Raw genomic sequence first — 16,574 nt, 5'->3', positions numbered from 1 at the left:
GATTGAACTAGTTCTGTGTCAATGTTTGCGTGGTACCATCCACTTGAACATCAATCGGTTCCCCGGCAATCAACTTCAAAGTCGTCCCATCGTGATCAACCGTGACTTCAATAATCCGATCACGGAAGACCTGACGGAAAGAATACTTCGTCCATTGTTTTGGTAAGAACGGCCGGTAACTCAGTTGTCCATCATGAACACGCATGCCAGCAAATCCTTGGACCATCGCAATCCAACCACCAGTCATTGAGGTGATGTGAAGACCGTCGACCGTATCATTATTGTAATTGTCAAGATCAAGCCGTGCCGTCCGGTTATAGAAAGCCACAGCCTTGTCTTCATAGTGTAAGTCAGCAGCTAACACGGCATGGATGGCTGGTGACAAGCTTGATTCGTGAACCGTCATCGGTTCGTAGAAATCAAAATTGTGTTTCAATTGTGTCTTTGAGAAATCATCAATAAAGTCATACATCACTTGTAACACATCACCTTGCTTGATATAAGGTGACCGTAAGATGTGGTCCCATGACCAATGCTGATTAATTGGTAACTGGTCAGCTGGAATTGCGGAAACGGGCGTTAAATCCTTATCCAGATAACCATCATGTTGAACAAAGATATCCAGATCCTTGTCATATGGTAAATACATCCGATCAACGATATCTTGCCAGTGGGCACGTTCTTCAGCAGTCACGTTTAAGGCCGCTGCTTGGTCGTCACTAACCTGATCTAAAATTTCAAGCGTGTACTTCAACGTCCATTGCGCCAAATAATTGGTATTAAAGTTATTATCAACGTTGTTTTCATATTCATCTGGGCCAGTGACCCCATGAATCATGTACTGCTGATTACGTTTGCTGAAGTGCACCCGGTCTGCCCAGAAACGAGAAATCTCCGTCAACACTTTACTGCCTTCATGTAAGACGTATGATGTATCACCGGTATAACGCGTGTAGTTATAAATAGCAAAGGCAATGTCGCCGTTACGATGGATTTCCTCGAAAGTGATTTCCCACTCGTTGTGGCATTCAATCCCATTGAAGGTCACCATTGGGAACAATGCCCCATCAAGCCCTTGTTGACGAGCATTATGATAGGCACCATCCAACTGCTTATAACGATACATCAGTAAGTTGCGGGTAACTTCTGGTTTGGTAATCCCCAGGTAAACTGGAACGGCAAATGCTTCCGTATCCCAATAAGTCGCACCACCATACTTTTCACCAGTAAAGCCCTTTGGTCCAATATTCAACCGTGGATCATCACCATAATAAGTACTAAAGAGTTCAAACAAATTGAAACGCATGCCTTGTTGGGCCTCGGTATCGCCTTCAATTTGAATATCTGATTGTTGCCACCGATCGGCCCAGCCCGCTTCATGGGCCGCCAATAAATCATCGAAAGATTGGGCGCTGACCGTATCTGTCAGACGTTGAAGTGCAGTCATAATGGCATCATCAGTCGGATAATCCCGCGACGTAACCACGACGACCCGCTTTTCAAAACTAACGCTGGCCCCAGCTTCTAACGTACCGAAGTAGCGATCAACCGTGGCTGTATCAGTCACTTCGGCCGCTTTATGGGTTAAACTCGTTACATAACTAACTTGCATCCCAGAGGTAAACTGTGGGGTCCCAAAATCATTTGGTACCGTCTGAGCAATTAACCGATCATCCGTAACTTCGTGGACGTTCCAGAAATGTTCATCGTAGTTCGCATCTTCGTTCTTAACGTCAGCATCCAGTGCGGAAGCAACTTTTAATTCCACCGCTTGATCGCTCAAGTTTTCAAACGTCACCTTCTGGACCGAAAGTTCTTTTTGCGCAACACTCAAGAAACGCTCAAAGGTCACGCGAACCCGTTGACCATCTTGATCAACGATAAATGATCGTGTCAAAGTCCCGTGTTGCATATCCAAATCAAGTTTAAAATCGCTGAAGTTGGCAGTTGCCAAGTCGATCTTAGTCCCATTGAGTTTGAAATTGATTTTGATGAAATTGACGGCGTTGATAACCTTGCCAAAGTATTCTGGATAGCCATTCTTCCACCAGCCAACCCGGGTCTTGTCTGGATACCAGACACCGCCAAGATAAATACCGGGAAGCGTATCCCCAGTATAATCTTCTTCAAAGAAGCCGCGCATGCCCATGTAACCATTTCCTAGACTAGTCATTGATTCTTGCAGCCGTTTGTTTTCTGGTTTGAAATCAGTCGTCAAGACATGCCATGGATTAACATCAAAAATTCGTTTCATAAGTTAATTCCTCCTAGTTTTTGTACGTTTCTTTGATCAAACCAACTGTGCCCGCACCTACTGCAAGGACGATCCCAGCAAAGATGAACATGTTGGCTTGTGAATTGCCAAATAATGGATATAATGCAAAGCTCAATAAGGACGCAACAATTTGTGGCAGGCAGATTGAGCCGTTAAAGAGACCCAAGTAAGTCCCCATGTGTTCGCCAGATAAGGCGTTGGTTACCATCGTCAATGGATACGTATTCATTGCGGCCCAGGCCATCCCAACCAGAATAAATGAGACGACAAGTGCTGATTGACTGTGAATGAAGAAAATTGAGAAGAAGCCAATTGCACCAAGTAATAAACTCAAAGCATAACCAAGTTTATGCCGATTATTCGGAACCTTGGCTAAAACATATGACCAAACAACCGCGGCAACGGACTGAACAGCAGATAAGATCCCGTACCAGTTACCAGCGGCTTGGTAGCCTGCAGAACTGGCATTAGTGGTGTGCCAAACGTTGGCAGCCATTGCACCGGTTGAGTATGTCCATAAGTATTGAAATGCCATCCAGCAGAAGAATTGAACTAAGGCTACTAACCAGAAAACCTTTGGTGCTTTCTTCAAGAGTGCCAACCAGTTACCACCAGATTTATTAGCGCTTTCATCAATGCCGTGATACTTCGCGTAAGTTACGGGATCATATTCCCGCACCCGGGCAATCGTGATAATCGTTGAAACCACTAAGATTGCTGCTCCAATATAAAATGACCAGATCACTGAATTGGGAATAACACCTTTACTAGCCGTATTGGCGACCCCGAACAAGGTCAACAGGAATGGGAAGATTGCCGCAATGACGGCACCAGTATTCAACAAGAAGCTTTGAATCCCATAGGCGTAACTCTTTTGGTCATCGTTGACCATATCCCCGACCATCATCTTGAAAGGTTGCATTGCGACGTTAGACGATAAATCAAGAAATGCCACGGTAATCGCACCAAAAACTAAGGCCGCCATGGAAGCGTAACCAAATCCAAACGAGCCAGAATTGGGTAGTAGTAACATCACGATTGCCGCAACGACTGTTCCCAGAATCAAGTAAGGTAACCGTCGCCCGCCTAAACGTGGGGCCCATGTTCGGTCGGATAAACTCCCAATGATCGGTTGAACGATCAAACCAGCAAGGGGTGGCAAGATGAAAAACCAGCCAAGGTTATTTGGATCCGCGCCTAAAGTTTGGAAGATCCGGCTCATCTGTGAGCTCTGAAGTGTAAATGCCATTTGAACACCGAGAAAACCTAGACTCATCATCCAAATCTTATTGGATGACAGTTTCGGTAATCCGGCCGTTGTTTTAGATGTTTCTTTCACAATAAAGCCTCCCAAAAATAATATCAATCGCTTGAGTACAAGTTAGATTATAAAACCGCTTCCAAAATTATGCAAGCGTTTGCGTTAAATTGCATGAAGGCGTTTTACTTATTGACATCCGTGCCTATTTGGCATGAAATCGGCTAATATCAAGGGTTCAAATAGTATTAGCTGATACATCGATTCATATAAAATTCACATATAATTCATAAAAAAGTCATTATATTGCATGCTGTTGCATGAACAAATAGATGCAGTCGCTGAAACGTTGCGTGCCGTTGCACTAATAAACCGTTCCAGCCGACGGATATCATTTTGTAAATAAATAATAATTTTCAATAATCGATTGTAAATCAGCATCGCTTTCCATTACCCGACACTAATTATTCAGTTTTAAAGCGCCAATACGCCATTTTCTGTCGAATATTGGCGCAAAAAAATCGTGTGTTCAGGCCGACTTAGCATAAACACACGATTCCGAATAATTCAGTTATTAATCCGCATTGGCAATCTTTGCAAAGCCATCTTGTAAATCCGTATTTTGTGAACTAGTGAAGTTAAACGTTGTGGCAGTGGCACTGTCTTGCGAGACCAGAACGTCTGGCGAACCATTATGGAAAACATACAGATACGTAATCACGCCACTAGACGCGTTCGGATCAGTGGCCGCGGCAACGACCTGGTACTTCGCATCGGTATCAGCAGCCGTCGTCCACTTGAGCTTGACTGTGTCACCATTGACCGTAATCTTATCTTGGTACTGATTGTTTTTGATGTCTGAAGGTAAATTCAACTCACCAATAGTTACCGACTGACCATCATAAGTCCCCTCGTACGATTGGTTCATGGTATCTTGCCATGACGACATAAACGAGGCTAACTCGCTCGACTTGGTTGTCGACCACAATGCCGTCTGAGTTGCCGTACTAGCAGATGCCTTGGACGATGATGACGACTCGGCTTTTTCCGATGTAGCAGTGCGCAACGAAGACTTGGCCGTTGTTGTTGCCGTCGAATTACTCTGACGCTGGTATCCCAGCCAGTAATAACCACCACCAAGTGCCACGGCTAATACCACGATCAAAATAACCCAAGACAGTTTTGACGTTGAACGTGGTTGCGCATTTTGACGCGCATGTTGCGCTGAACGGGTGCTAAGTTCAGGTGCAGTCGGTGCAGCTGAAATCGATGTACTGGCGCTCGGTGCTTCTGAAGCAGCCGTTGACGACGTGGATTGAGCAGCAGAACTTACAGCTGACGCCGGTGTTGGTTGCGCTGAACTGGCTGGGATAATCAGCCGCGCACCACAATTTTCACAAAATAACGCGTCAATATCATTCTTTTTCCCACAATTTGGGCAATACATAAACTCTTCCTCCAATATTACGATTGATTGGGTCCATTTGACCATCAACTTGCGTAGATCGTTCCCCCGATTTTACCACGGATCGAATGATTCATGACGGCCGCTGCTCATCACCTGTTCAGCGTCAATCGCACGCGGACGTTATGACTTAGTCAATATCATGTCAGGTTAGAGCGTCGCGTTTTCAGAGGTCGCCAAGAACCGTAAGCCCTTAGGAAAGAAATTTTTAACCGTCTTGGCGACGATTTTTCCAAACCCAACTGGCAACCCATCACAAGTTAAGACCCGAAAACCAGCTACAGGCGCACTTGTCAATTCAAATGTCTCACCATGGACATACAATGCCCACTGTTCACGCGTTATTTCAGTTTTGGGTAAGGACAAATCATCACTCGCTAAGGCTAACGCGTAACTTGGTTCAAACCGTTTCTTCTTAAACGTTCCCAATAAAATCCCGGGGCGAAAGACCTTGAGCTTTCGCGTAACGGGCATCATCGCTGGCACGCCGTATAACTGATCACCATGTGCCTGTAACACGAGCTGTGGTAAACCGGCCATTGCTTGTTTTTTTAAAAAGTCCGTCCATAGCTGCCGTTGCGTGGCGTTTAACTGTTCGCGAACCACTTTTTTGTCCTTGCCCACCGTCGTGCCATGATAGACCAATTTGGCAATAAAGTGACCCTCACCGCGCATCAAGTGCGGAAATAACCGGGCCGCTTTAGCCAGTTCAGGATTGCCATCCGCCCATTCCGGCTTTGCATCGACCATCCCAGCCGTCTTGGCCAGTGGCTCCAGCTCAAACTCAGGATAAGTTTTTAACAGCCAGGCCATCATCTGTTCGTCCTCTTCCGGTGCAAAGGTACAGGTCGAATAAATCAAATGTCCACCCGGACGCAACATCTTGACCGCTTCCGTCAAAATCTCCCGTTGGCGTTCAGCACACGCCGCTGGATAGTCGGGCGTCCAATACTGAACTGCGTCATGATCCTTACGAAACATCCCTTCACCCGAACACGGCGCATCCACCAAGATCCGGTCAAAAAAGCCTGGCAATTCCTTGGCAAGGGCGGCGGGTGTATCGTTGGTAATCACTGTATTGCGGGCGCCGTAGCGTTCCACATTATCGCCAAGGGCGGTCACCCGTTGCCGATTGATCTCATTTGTCACGAGTAGACCGGTCTGATGCAAGTAGCTTAACAGATGCGTCGTTTTGCCACCCGGTGCCGCACATAAGTCTAACACTCGTTCACCAGGTTCTGGTTTTGCAAACTCGCCAACGGTCATGGCACTTGGTTCTTGACTGTAGACGGCACCAGCCAAGTGTTCCAGCGCATTGCCGTTCACCTTGCCATAATACCCAATTGGGCTATACGGAACGGGTGCTGTCATCTTGGCGCGCATCGTGGCCGTCACAGTCTTGTTCGGATTAATCCGAAACCCTTTTTCAACAGGGCCATCGAAAGCTGCCAAAAAAGCGGGCGCTTGATCGCCTAGTAGTCGTTGATATTTTTGAATAAATTCTGCTGGTAATTGCACCCAAATTTCCTCCTCAATTAAAAAGCATCCTCAATTAGATTACCACATTTTGCCCCGACTGTAAGGTAGCAAAGATTCGCAATTAGGTGAGATTTATGCTAAATTAAATTAATTAACTGCCGGAAATATGGGAGATGTTTGTTGAATATGGAAAGAAAACTAATTGCGTTAGACTTAGACGGAACCACTTTGAATGCTGAATCCAAACTCAATTCAGCGACGATCCAAACGATGCAACGACTACAAGCAGCGGGTCACATTGTTAGCATTATTACTGGTCGCTCATATCAGGGTTCACAAGCGATCTATGACCAGCTGCGTCTCAAAAGCCCAATGATCAACTTTAACGGTTCTCTGGGCCATTTACCTCACCAAACATGGGCCTCAGAATATCAGTTCACGATCAACAAAGCGATTGTCTTAGCACTCGTTAAATATCGCGAACAATTGGGGATCAATGAAATTATTGCAGAAAATAAAAACAGTACCATGACAGCGGGTCAAGATTTGATTGCTGGTCAATTCTTCCCAGAGATTGCTGACAGCCCCCGACTTACACCAGATACGTTGACTCGTAATCCGAATTCCCTCGTCTTGCTAGTCCATCTTGATCGGCGGGCTGCCATCATTGACTGGATCACTGAACGCTTTGGCGATCAAGTTGACGTTGGTGTTTGGGGCGGCCCGAATGCCATCCTCGAGATCACCTCCAAAGGCGTCCACAAAGCCAAGGGTGTCGCCTACTTAGCGGATTACTTTCAAATTTCACGGCGCAATATCATCGCCTTTGGTGACGAACATAACGACCTCGAGATGTTAGCATACGCGGGTCTCGGTGTGGCAATGGCCAATGGTACTGACAAGATCAAAGCAACGGCTGACGATGTAACGGCCTCTATAATAATGATCAAAACGGTGTTGCTCGTTACTTGAACGATTATTTTGCAATTGCGGAATAAGTTCGGATGCAAGTAGTCGTCAGTTGTATCTTAAGTTGCTGACTGCGCATCACTATTAATTTTCGGACTTTACACTAGCTCGTAATCACCACTCAAAAATGGCACTTCCAGATAAAATTCAATTCTGGAAGTGCCATTTTAGTTGTTGTTCAACTATCAAGGGCTTGCGTTAGCTAAGCTCAGTCACGCTCTTCAACAGTCGAATCAGCCACCTTCGAAGCTGATTTAGCCGCAGTATCAGTCTCAGACAGACGTTTTTCAGCCAAATATGAGTGACGCATACCATAGCTAAAGTAGATCACTAAACCGACGATGAACCACACGCCCGCGTATAATTTTGCCTGGATATCTAAGCCCATAAAAACGAACAGTGCGCCTAGAAAGGCAATAGCTGGTAAAACTGGATAGAACGGCATCTTAAAGGCTGGTACCGCAATATCAACACCTTCACGACGCCGCAAAGCATAGATTCCCAGCGAGACAAACATGAAGGCAATCAGGGTTCCCGCTGAAATCAATTGGGCCAGAAAAGCAAACGGGCAAAACGCCCCAATGATAATAGCAACGATTGTTAACACAAGTAGCGCGTTATTAGGTTGATTATGATGTAACTTGCCAAGCCACTTAGGTAACATACCATCACGCCCAAAGGAATAAATTAGCCGTGACCCTGCTAAAGTCATCCCAATCAGCGCAGTAAACATTCCCAGCACGGCAATGGCCTGAATAACACTGGCAACAATCGGATGGCCAGCTTGTCGTAATGCCCAGCCGACTGGTTCAGCGTTATTAGCATATGATGAATATTTGAACATACCGACTAAGACCAAAGCAACAGCCACAAAGAGTACCACCGCAATGACGAGTGAACCAAGAATTCCTCGTGGCATTGTTTTGCCAGGATTCTTAGCTTCCGCTGAATTAGCGGCAATCGAATCAAACCCAATATAAGCTAAGAAAATCATCGATACCCCGGCATAAATTCCTTGCCAGCCCCCAAAAGCACTACCATCAGCGTTTAAATGATACTTGGGGATAAACGGGACGTAGTTTTGCACGTGGATCGCCGTCGCACCCACGACGATAAACGTGAGTACGGCTAACACTTTCAACACCACTAACACGTTTTCGACCCGGGAGGCCTTACTGATTCCACGTGAGAGCAGTAACGAGACCAGCGCAATCACCAAGACGGCAATCAGGTCGACCACACCACCATCAGTCCCAAACGTATTTGACAAAGCTTTCGGTAGAGTTAGTCCTAATGGTGACAAGAGCCCCCGCAGATTGGCGGACAGTCCTGAACCGACGAATGCCAACGCAATAAAGTACTCCGCAAGCAACGCCCAACCAGCGATCCAACCAAAGAATTCACCGAACATTACGTTGATCCACGAATAAGCAGAACCGGCAAACGGCATCGCCGCCGCCATTTCAGCATAAGCAAATGCAACCAGGCCGGCAACGACGGCTGCGACGATGAATGAGAAGACTACCGCAGGGCCCGCATGGTTCGCAGCCACCACTCCGGGTAATGTAAAAATTGACGTTGAAACAATCGTCCCCACCCCTAAAGCCAAGAAGTCCTTGACCGTCAATACTCGAGCTAGGTGAGAATCTTTGTCTTCATATATGCTTGGATCTTCCTTTAAAGTTAACCGTTTTAATAACCGTTGCATCAAAATCCTCCTTATTTTACCAACCAATCTTGCCTTGGGGCCGTTTAACCAGGCCCTGTTCAGCAGCAGCCATTGCCTCATCTAATACGGTTAACGCAGTATCTAATTGCGTCTTCGTGATGACTAGTGGTGGTTGGAACCGCAAAATATTTCCTTTGAGCGTTATCATGACGACACCCCGTTCAAAAGCGGCATAAATGACGTCACTGGCAAAATCAGGATCAGGTTGCTGACTCTGCCGGTCTGTCACCAATTCAATGCCCCCGTTCAGCCCGTACATCCGTACCTGCCCAATTTTAGGATGGCGTTGTTGAAGCGCTAAAAACTGTTCCTTGGCATAGCGGCCATAATTGGCGGAACGGGCAACCAACTGTTCATCTGCTAGAACGTCGATTGTCGCCAGCGCCGCCGCACAACAAACCGGATTGGCCGCCGTCGTAAAGGTGTGCGCCGGCGCTGCTAGACTCTCCATCACTTCACGGCGACCGATCACTGCACTAAGTGGTAACCCCGAAGCCAGTGATTTGCCAACGGACATTAAGTCCGGGCGGATTCCCGGGAAGTTTTGAATGCTCCACATCTTCCCGGTTCGTCCCATCCCTTGATTGACCTCGTCGACGGCAAATAAGATACCGTGCTGGTGACAAAAGTCATAGACTAATTGGACATACTCTGCTGGTGCCTTGCGGATACCGCCATCACCTTGAATCGGTTCAATAATGACGCACGCGGTTTCCTCCGCTGGTAAGTATGAGTCAAATGGTGCCTTGAACGCTTCAAAATAGCGTAATGCAAGTTCATGTTCCGTCTCATGCGGCAACGTACGATAACAATCAGGATACGGGACGTGCACGATCCCAGGTAGTAACGGTCCCATCTTACGGACCATATTCAGGCTAACTCCTGAGAGTGACATTGAGCCATACGTTGAACCATGATAGGCATCCGTATAGGCGACTATGTATTGTCGGTTAGTATAGGCCCGTGCAAATTTAATAATGGCATCATTGGCATCCGAACCAGAGTTACCAAAAACCACCTCATTATCAGTGCCGGGAGCTGATTTTGCCAGTCGCTCAGCCAATCGTTGTTCCGGTTGATGATGAAAATATGCTGGCGTGTAATGAATCAACTTGGCTGCCTGTTCCTGAATGGCCTTAACAACGCGAGGGTGCGTATGGCCCACGTTAATGGCCGAAGCACTGGCTAACAAATCGATGTATTGGTTGCCATCAACATCGGTAAGCAGGGCCCCGTGAGCATGGTCAATAACTAAATCATAGTAATTGATTCGTGCCGCCGTCGCCATATAATGGTCTTCACGTTCAATAAGTTGCTGATCCAAACGATGGTTTTGACTAATCATTCGCAAGCCTCCATTAATTTAATAAGACTTATTTTAATCATATTTTAATTTCTATGCAAGTCCTTGCGCCCATATTTTTGTTTACAAATACCCGTCTTTACCAGCATAGCCCTAGCTTTAGCGCTAATCAATTTTTTAATTAATAAGATGTAAATTAAAAAAATCACCGGTTCATTCAACCAATTGCTAACAGCTAATCAACAATCTGGGATCATTTTAAATTGTGAACGCGACCACCAAACTGCCTTGCTGGTCGCCATCATTTTCCTCAGCTCACCTGCTGCGCGCGAGGTCCGTGGCCATGCTAGTGCACGTTGGGAATGGATACGCGCTCCCACATTGAACGACACCGCTCAGTGCCACATAAGCGGTAAGAAAAAACGATTATCATCCGCCCCCTATCAAGGGTCAGACAACAATCGTTTGTTTACTCAGTCTCACTTGGCCTTAGGTTTTAAGTAAGTGGCTAGGCCCCAACAGACTAGCCCTAAGACGGTCGTTGCCACCAGCAAACGCAAGCTTTCTAGATTCAGCCCCCGTACGGACCAAGGATGGTAAGTTTGCATCATAGTCGGCACCGTGGTGGCCTGCGCTAATTCGCACCCGGTCAGCCAACCCGTAAAACTCGCAATGATGATTGCCAACACGCGGCAACGTGTTAACGATCTGATTCCGTCGTACTTGACTTGTAACTGATAGCGTGTTTTCATCGAAAAATCACTCCCTCGTGAATTCGCGACCTCGCGGCAATTTGATTAGCCTGAATATAACACGTGAGCATCGTGCCCCCCAACCGTCAAGTACCATTCACAAAGTATCTTTACAGTAAGTAACTGTCATCACGCCGCTTTACATTGTGAATGTAATCGTCGTCCCCCGGGTCATCACGGGCTGCTCGGGTGCTGGTAACATTCCCGCTTGACCAGCTTTAAGCCGCTGAGCTGCTAAGTGCGTAACGGCCGCATACTGAGTCGTTGTGATTGGCACCGAGCAGATTAGCTTTGTTCGTGACTGCTCAAATTGATACCACTGTGCGGCACGTAATGGCACTGGATGCCGCTGTAAATCCCCCACATGAATTTTAAACGTTGATTGACGGGTCACAATTGGGGCTGGTAGCCAGACCCACCGTGTTATTGCTTGTCCCATCTCACCACCACCGTTTCGAATTTGTTACCGTTATTATAGCATAGCAAAACGGACCGCTGCGCCCCATTGAGGGCATCCAACGGTCCGAAAATTCAATGTTGTTTTTTGTAGCCTGATTTTTCTAAACGTTTAACTTGATTTTGTAAATGATCGACCTTCGTCGTCAACGTGTCAATTTTAATCAGTAGTTGTCGCAGCTCGTCATCATGCTGTGGTTCCTCGATCGTGACATTCTGACTGGCTTGCGTTGTGAAGAAGTCAGTAATCGTACTCGTTAACAAACCAATAAAACCAATCCCACCGAACATCAGCCCGACCGCGATCACTTTGCCAACGGCAGTATGGGGCGTATCGTCACCATAACCCACGGTAGTCGCCGTTGTGATGGCCCACCACAGTGAATCTGACAGGCTTTGATGCTCGAAAACGGAAAAGAGCAACGCACTAAGAACAATAATCGCAATACTAATTGAAAACAGGTAGATAAACCCGGTGCTATAGATAAAGCGGTGAAAATCGTGCGTCCACTTACCATCCAGTCCGAGCTTCCAGAACAAATGGTGATATTGGACCATCCGTGCCAAACGCCCAAGTCGAAAGAGTGCAAACACCGGGTGCATGGGAATAATCCCCATCAAATCGAACGCTGAATGAATGAGAAAAGTCTTCCGATCTCGAGAACGAATTAGGCGCACAAAGTAGTCCACCGCAAACATGACTAATAAGCCGTTACTGATGCGGGTTTCAACGTGCCAATCACCGATATGAAACGATAATAGGATCACGTTAACTGCTGACCAGAGTGTCAAAAGTGTGACAATTAAGTGATACACCGCAATTCTTCGTTGCTGTCGCTGTTCTGTTTCCATCCTGCTTACCCCTATTTTATAAACTGGTAATAATATAGTCCACTTTCATAAAAATAACCACGATAAGTGCGAAAAATTAAGTGAGCTTTACTAATTCGTTACAACCAAGTCCCTAAAACAAATAGCACTGGGTATAGAATGAAGAACAGCGAGGCACTCTTGACCGTCGTAATAAACGTCTTCTTTTTATCTTGCACCTCAAAGAACGGGCGCATACCTTGCCACATAATTGGTAGTAAGAGTACGACCCAAATCGTAACAACGGGTGCCAGTCCCAGTAAGACGTTCACGAGCGGCCAAATGCCACCAATAACTAAAAACGCTTGAATCAGCCGTACCGAACCTGGTTTACCAAGGTAGTAGGCCAAGGTGTAGCGATGATTCAAAATATCTTCATCACGGTCCGCTGTGTTATTAGCCAGTTGTAGGCAAAAGAAAATCAGGGTCAGTGGTAAACATAGTAAGAAAGTCGTCCCAACGATCGACCAAGTCAACGGATGCTGTCCATACGTCGATACGACCACACAGGTCAATTCAATTAAAAATGCAATTGCTAACGCCACGACCGTCTCACACAGCGGGGTCGCGTTGATTGGATAGGGCCCAGCTGTGTAAAAAATACCAATCACATAGCCAACTAATCCAAGGACGAGCACTAACCACCCAGTCCGCATGACAAGCCAGATTCCGGGAATCAATGAAATCAGGTACAATCCCAATGCTAAGCGGCCGACACCCGCTACGGGTAACTGCAAGCGACCAATCGGATTCGTCTTCTGCGCATAGCCTTCCCGATCACGAGCATGCCGATAATCATAATAATTATCAGAAACATTGACGGCTAAATCAAAAATAAATACGCTAACTAAACACAGCGTCACGTTAAGCCAATTCACCGTACCTAAGTGATATTGCGCAATGGCGCTTCCGAGAACAAACCACATGATATTAAGTGGTGCCGTATAAATTTCTGTCAGCTCATAGAATACTGGCCAAGTTAGCCATTTTTTAAACATTTTAACAACTCCCCCACCGGTTATTTAAATCGTTAATTATCTATTGGGACCTTATTGACCATCGTCACCGTCGAAGACTTTAACTATCAAATTTTAACAAACTTCACGCCTAACGCAAGCAAAGCGGATAGATTTAACAAAAAAATTAGGGCCAGTATGCAACCGGTCACTTGGAAATCCCACGCCACATGCTGGCACCCCTGCTAGCCATCTTCAGACCAGCGTAATGACTTCATAGCAGCCATTAACATCCTTCAATGATAAGTATACCGTAACTAATAAATTCATACTGCCCATTTTAGCACTGATCCTAGTCAAACGTTGCCACAAGCCCTTCGACGACAGCAGCAGACCCAAAAAAGCATTTCAAGAGCCTAACTCTTGAAATGCTTTTTGGTGACTAATCTACTTGGTTTTCTCCGGCACTGAGAGTGGGAGGTCCAGCCGTGTTAAGTCAGCATAGCTTTCACGCTGCACAACAAGTTGACTATGTCCCTGTTCACAAAAAACAACGGCAGGTCGTGGATTCCGATTGTAGTTGCTAGCCATCGAATAACCGTATGCACCAGTATCTAGGACCGCTAACACGTCGCCTGGTGCAGTGGCCGGTAATTGCTGATTCCAGATCAACATATCACCTGACTCACAGTATTTACCAGCAATCGAGGCTACCTGTTCAGCTGGTAAGGCCGGATTCTTGGCTAATACCGCTTCATACTTGGCCTGATATAAAGCTGGCCGAATATTATCACCCATACCTCCATCAACAGACAAATACTTCCGAATGCCCGGAATATCCTTCTCATCGCCAATCGTATACAGGGTCATTCCAGCGGTAGCGACTAACGAGCGTCCAGGCTCGATCCAGATTTCTAACATTGGAACTTGTTTGGCTGCAGTTTGCGCGCGCGTTTCCTTAATAATTGCATCGACAAAATCGGTTGGCTGTAGCGGATGATCTTCGGCAGTGTACTTCACGCCAAAGCCACCCCCCACATTCATAATCTGTGGGTAAAAATCAAGTTCGCGTTGCCAGCGAGCAAACTCACTAACGAGCTTATCAACAATCATCTTAAAACCATTCACTTCAAAAATCTGTGACCCAATGTGACAATGAATCCCGACCAGTTTCAAATATGGTGCGGCTTGCGCGGCTTTGATAGCCTGGTCTGCTTGCCCACTGTCCAAATCAAATCCAAACTTAGAATCGGCCTGACCAGTTGAAATGTAATCATGCGTATGCGCTGAGATCCCTGGGGCAATCCGCAACATAATCGTGGTCGGCTGTTGCCGTTGCGTCGTCAACGTCGTCAGTTGTCGTAGTTCACCGAAATTATCGACCACGATGGTACCAACACCGGCATCTAAGGCCATGGTTAGCTCGGCCAGTGACTTGTTATTACCGTGAAACGAGACGGCGGCCATTGGGAAATCTGCTTGTTGGGCGGTATACAATTCACCACCAGAAACCACATCACAATGAATGTGTTCTTGGGCGATCAATTGATACATCGCGACCGTTGCAAACGCCTTACTAGCATAACTGATTTGATAGTCCACGTGGTTTTCTTCAAAAACTTGCTTGAATGCTGCGATTTCGGCACGAATTTCACCGGTATCATAGACATATAGCGGTGTTTGATATTTTTTTGCAAGGGTCAATGTATCGACGCCCCCGACCATTAAATGGTGCGCCGAATTTAATGCATCCGTCTTAATTTGTTCGTTCACAGTTTAACCTACCTTCTAAACTTTTAAAAAAAGCCGGCCACGTCATATTCGACCGGTCCGGCAATGAACAACCTATTCTGCTTCTTCGTCGCTCTTTAAGACACCACCAACACTATAGCGATTTTTCTGCATCTCACTTAAAATCACGTGAATGTGTTCTGCTGGTGCACCGGTATTCTTGCTGACCGCGTCAGTAACATCTTTCACCAAGTTTTTAAGTTGTTCTTGTGAACGACCAGCAATTAGATCAATGTGTACGATTGGCATGAGGCCACGCTCCTATCTTAATTCACTATTTTCGAATGTTTTAATCTTACTTTAATCTTTTCTATTTTGCAAGCCACGACGTTGTTGATTTAACGGTTCTTTTCTAATGCCCAGCACGCTGACCAATTAAGGCTACCTTGCAAAACTAATCAGAAGCACAAACCGAAAACCCCCATTGATGACTAAACATGCTAAAATTAATTTAACAAAAATGATTATGTCACGATACCGCCATTGACTGCTCGTACCGTGGAGAAAGAAGGCCCCATATGTTGACTCATCAGTTTAATCCTTATTCCGCCTGCACTAGTATCCTAGTGGGTAAAAATGCCAGCGCGGATGGTTCGACCATGATTGGCCGTAATGAAGATTCACGCGCCGCTTGGGCGAAAAAAATGATTATCCACGCGCACCGCGAATTCGAAGAACCACAGACCTTCAAGTCTCAGGATCAAACTCATCCCTTTACCATGACCCTGCCAAAGATTCGTGCGAAATACACAGCCACCCCTGAATGGACTGCCGAATATGGCCTGTTCGAGGAGGATGGCATTAACGAGTACGGCGTGGCAATGAGTGCTACTGAAAGTGCTTACTGTAATACACGCGTACTGGCTGCTGACCCGTATGTTAAGGACGGCATCGGTGAAGAAGCAATGGTCACTGTCACCTTACCGTACATTCATTCTGCTCGTGAAGGCGTTGAACGTCTCGGGCATATTATTGAAGAACACGGCACCTACGAAACTAACGGGATTCTCTTTAGTGATGTCAACGAAGTTTGGTACATGGAAACTGGTGCTGGTCATTACTGGGTCGCACAACGAATCCCGGATGATGCCTATGCAGTCGTTGCTAACCAGCTTGCAATCCAAGAAATCGACTTTAGTGACCATGACAATTATCTTTATGCTAAAGACATTCGTAATTTTGTATTAGACAATCAGTTAGCTTCAATGGACAATGGACTGAATTTCCGGGAAGTCTTCGGTACGGCCGACCTTTCTGATCGATATTACAAC

13 protein-coding genes and 1 pseudogene are annotated in these 16,574 nt (G+C 46.2%); 2 read left to right on the top strand and 12 right to left on the bottom strand.

The genetic code is table 11. From position 1 onward, the window contains the following. Positions 1-7: 7 nt before the first annotated feature. The 4 genes from MMY95_RS10900 to MMY95_RS10885 all read right to left on the bottom strand — a co-directional run bounded on the left by MMY95_RS10900 (position 8) and on the right by MMY95_RS10885 (position 6,516). Positions 8-2,254 carry a glycoside hydrolase family 65 protein gene (locus MMY95_RS10900; RefSeq protein WP_003645091.1) on the bottom strand — a complete coding sequence of 749 codons (2,247 nt, stop codon included), beginning with the start codon at positions 2,252-2,254 and terminating at the stop codon, positions 8-10. Positions 2,255-2,267: 13 nt separating this feature from the next. Continuing rightward, positions 2,268-3,614, bottom strand: a complete 1,347-nt coding sequence (locus tag MMY95_RS10895) for an SLC45 family MFS transporter (protein WP_003644357.1) — start codon at positions 3,612-3,614, stop codon at positions 2,268-2,270. A 493-nt stretch (positions 3,615-4,107) separates the two neighbouring features. Further along, entirely contained in the window at positions 4,108-4,980 is an 873-nt protein-coding gene (locus MMY95_RS10890) for a DUF4767 domain-containing protein (RefSeq protein ID WP_046039189.1), read from the bottom strand. Positions 4,981-5,148: 168 nt separating this feature from the next. Continuing rightward, a complete protein-coding gene (locus MMY95_RS10885; RefSeq protein ID WP_003640460.1) occupies positions 5,149-6,516 on the bottom strand; it encodes an RsmF rRNA methyltransferase first C-terminal domain-containing protein in 1,368 nt (455 codons plus the stop codon). Between the two features lie 147 nt (positions 6,517-6,663). Between MMY95_RS10885 and MMY95_RS10880 the strand changes: the two are divergent. Next, positions 6,664-7,475, top strand: a pseudogene (locus MMY95_RS10880) (Cof-type HAD-IIB family hydrolase). Positions 7,476-7,654: 179 nt separating this feature from the next. Here the strand turns inward: MMY95_RS10880 and MMY95_RS10875 are convergent. The 8 genes from MMY95_RS10875 to MMY95_RS10840 form a co-directional block, all read right to left on the bottom strand. Then, positions 7,655-9,154, bottom strand: a complete 1,500-nt coding sequence (locus MMY95_RS10875; protein ID WP_053267275.1) for an amino acid permease — start codon at positions 9,152-9,154, stop codon at positions 7,655-7,657. A 16-nt stretch (positions 9,155-9,170) separates the two neighbouring features. Then, the gene (locus MMY95_RS10870; protein WP_011101522.1) at positions 9,171-10,520 is read right to left on the bottom strand and encodes an aspartate aminotransferase family protein; all 1,350 of its coding nucleotides are present in this window, start codon (positions 10,518-10,520) and stop codon (positions 9,171-9,173) included. Between the two features lie 437 nt (positions 10,521-10,957). Continuing rightward, positions 10,958-11,230 carry a hypothetical protein gene (locus MMY95_RS10865; protein WP_011101521.1) on the bottom strand — a complete coding sequence of 91 codons (273 nt, stop codon included), beginning with the start codon at positions 11,228-11,230 and terminating at the stop codon, positions 10,958-10,960. A 139-nt stretch (positions 11,231-11,369) separates the two neighbouring features. Continuing rightward, positions 11,370-11,669, bottom strand: a complete 300-nt coding sequence (locus tag MMY95_RS10860; protein WP_003640454.1) for a hypothetical protein — start codon at positions 11,667-11,669, stop codon at positions 11,370-11,372. Between the two features lie 92 nt (positions 11,670-11,761). Continuing rightward, complete coding sequence (locus MMY95_RS10855; protein ID WP_003640453.1) at positions 11,762-12,538, bottom strand: potassium channel family protein; 777 nt, start codon at positions 12,536-12,538, stop codon at positions 11,762-11,764. A 98-nt stretch (positions 12,539-12,636) separates the two neighbouring features. Continuing rightward, positions 12,637-13,554, bottom strand: coding sequence for a UbiA family prenyltransferase (locus MMY95_RS10850; RefSeq protein WP_011101519.1), 918 nt, complete (start codon positions 13,552-13,554; stop codon positions 12,637-12,639). 405 nt (positions 13,555-13,959) lie between these two features. Then, positions 13,960-15,285: a diaminopimelate decarboxylase gene (gene lysA, locus MMY95_RS10845; RefSeq protein WP_015380320.1), complete on the bottom strand. Its 1,326-nt coding sequence runs from the start codon at positions 15,283-15,285 to the stop codon at positions 13,960-13,962. A 72-nt stretch (positions 15,286-15,357) separates the two neighbouring features. Continuing rightward, positions 15,358-15,552: a 2-hydroxymuconate tautomerase gene (locus MMY95_RS10840; protein ID WP_003638693.1), complete on the bottom strand. Its 195-nt coding sequence runs from the start codon at positions 15,550-15,552 to the stop codon at positions 15,358-15,360. Positions 15,553-15,821: 269 nt separating this feature from the next. Here MMY95_RS10840 and MMY95_RS10835 point away from each other — a divergent pair. Next, a partial coding sequence (locus MMY95_RS10835; protein WP_241277642.1) for a C69 family dipeptidase occupies positions 15,822-16,574 on the top strand: 753 nt, incomplete at its 3' end.

This window comes from Lactiplantibacillus sp. ME-2, from assembly GCF_022549155.1.
GTDB lineage: Bacteria > Bacillota > Bacilli > Lactobacillales > Lactobacillaceae > Lactiplantibacillus > Lactiplantibacillus plantarum.
Note: the sequence above shows the minus strand (reverse complement) of the source record. Positions and strands in the feature narration are given on the sequence as shown.

Coding starts and splice junctions, on each gene's coding strand:
- MMY95_RS10900 (WP_003645091.1), bottom strand. CDS start 2,254: ATGAAACGAATTTTTGATGTTAATCCATGGCATGTCTTGACGACTGAT.
- MMY95_RS10890 (WP_046039189.1), bottom strand. CDS start 4,980: ATGTATTGCCCAAATTGTGGGAAAAAGAATGATATTGACGCGTTATTT.
- MMY95_RS10875 (WP_053267275.1), bottom strand. CDS start 9,154: ATGCAACGGTTATTAAAACGGTTAACTTTAAAGGAAGATCCAAGCATA.
- MMY95_RS10870 (WP_011101522.1), bottom strand. CDS start 10,520: ATGATTAGTCAAAACCATCGTTTGGATCAGCAACTTATTGAACGTGAA.
- MMY95_RS10865 (WP_011101521.1), bottom strand. CDS start 11,230: ATGAAAACACGCTATCAGTTACAAGTCAAGTACGACGGAATCAGATCG.
- MMY95_RS10860 (WP_003640454.1), bottom strand. CDS start 11,669: ATGGGACAAGCAATAACACGGTGGGTCTGGCTACCAGCCCCAATTGTG.
- MMY95_RS10855 (WP_003640453.1), bottom strand. CDS start 12,538: ATGGAAACAGAACAGCGACAGCAACGAAGAATTGCGGTGTATCACTTA.
- MMY95_RS10850 (WP_011101519.1), bottom strand. CDS start 13,554: ATGTTTAAAAAATGGCTAACTTGGCCAGTATTCTATGAGCTGACAGAA.
- MMY95_RS10840 (WP_003638693.1), bottom strand. CDS start 15,552: ATGCCAATCGTACACATTGATCTAATTGCTGGTCGTTCACAAGAACAA.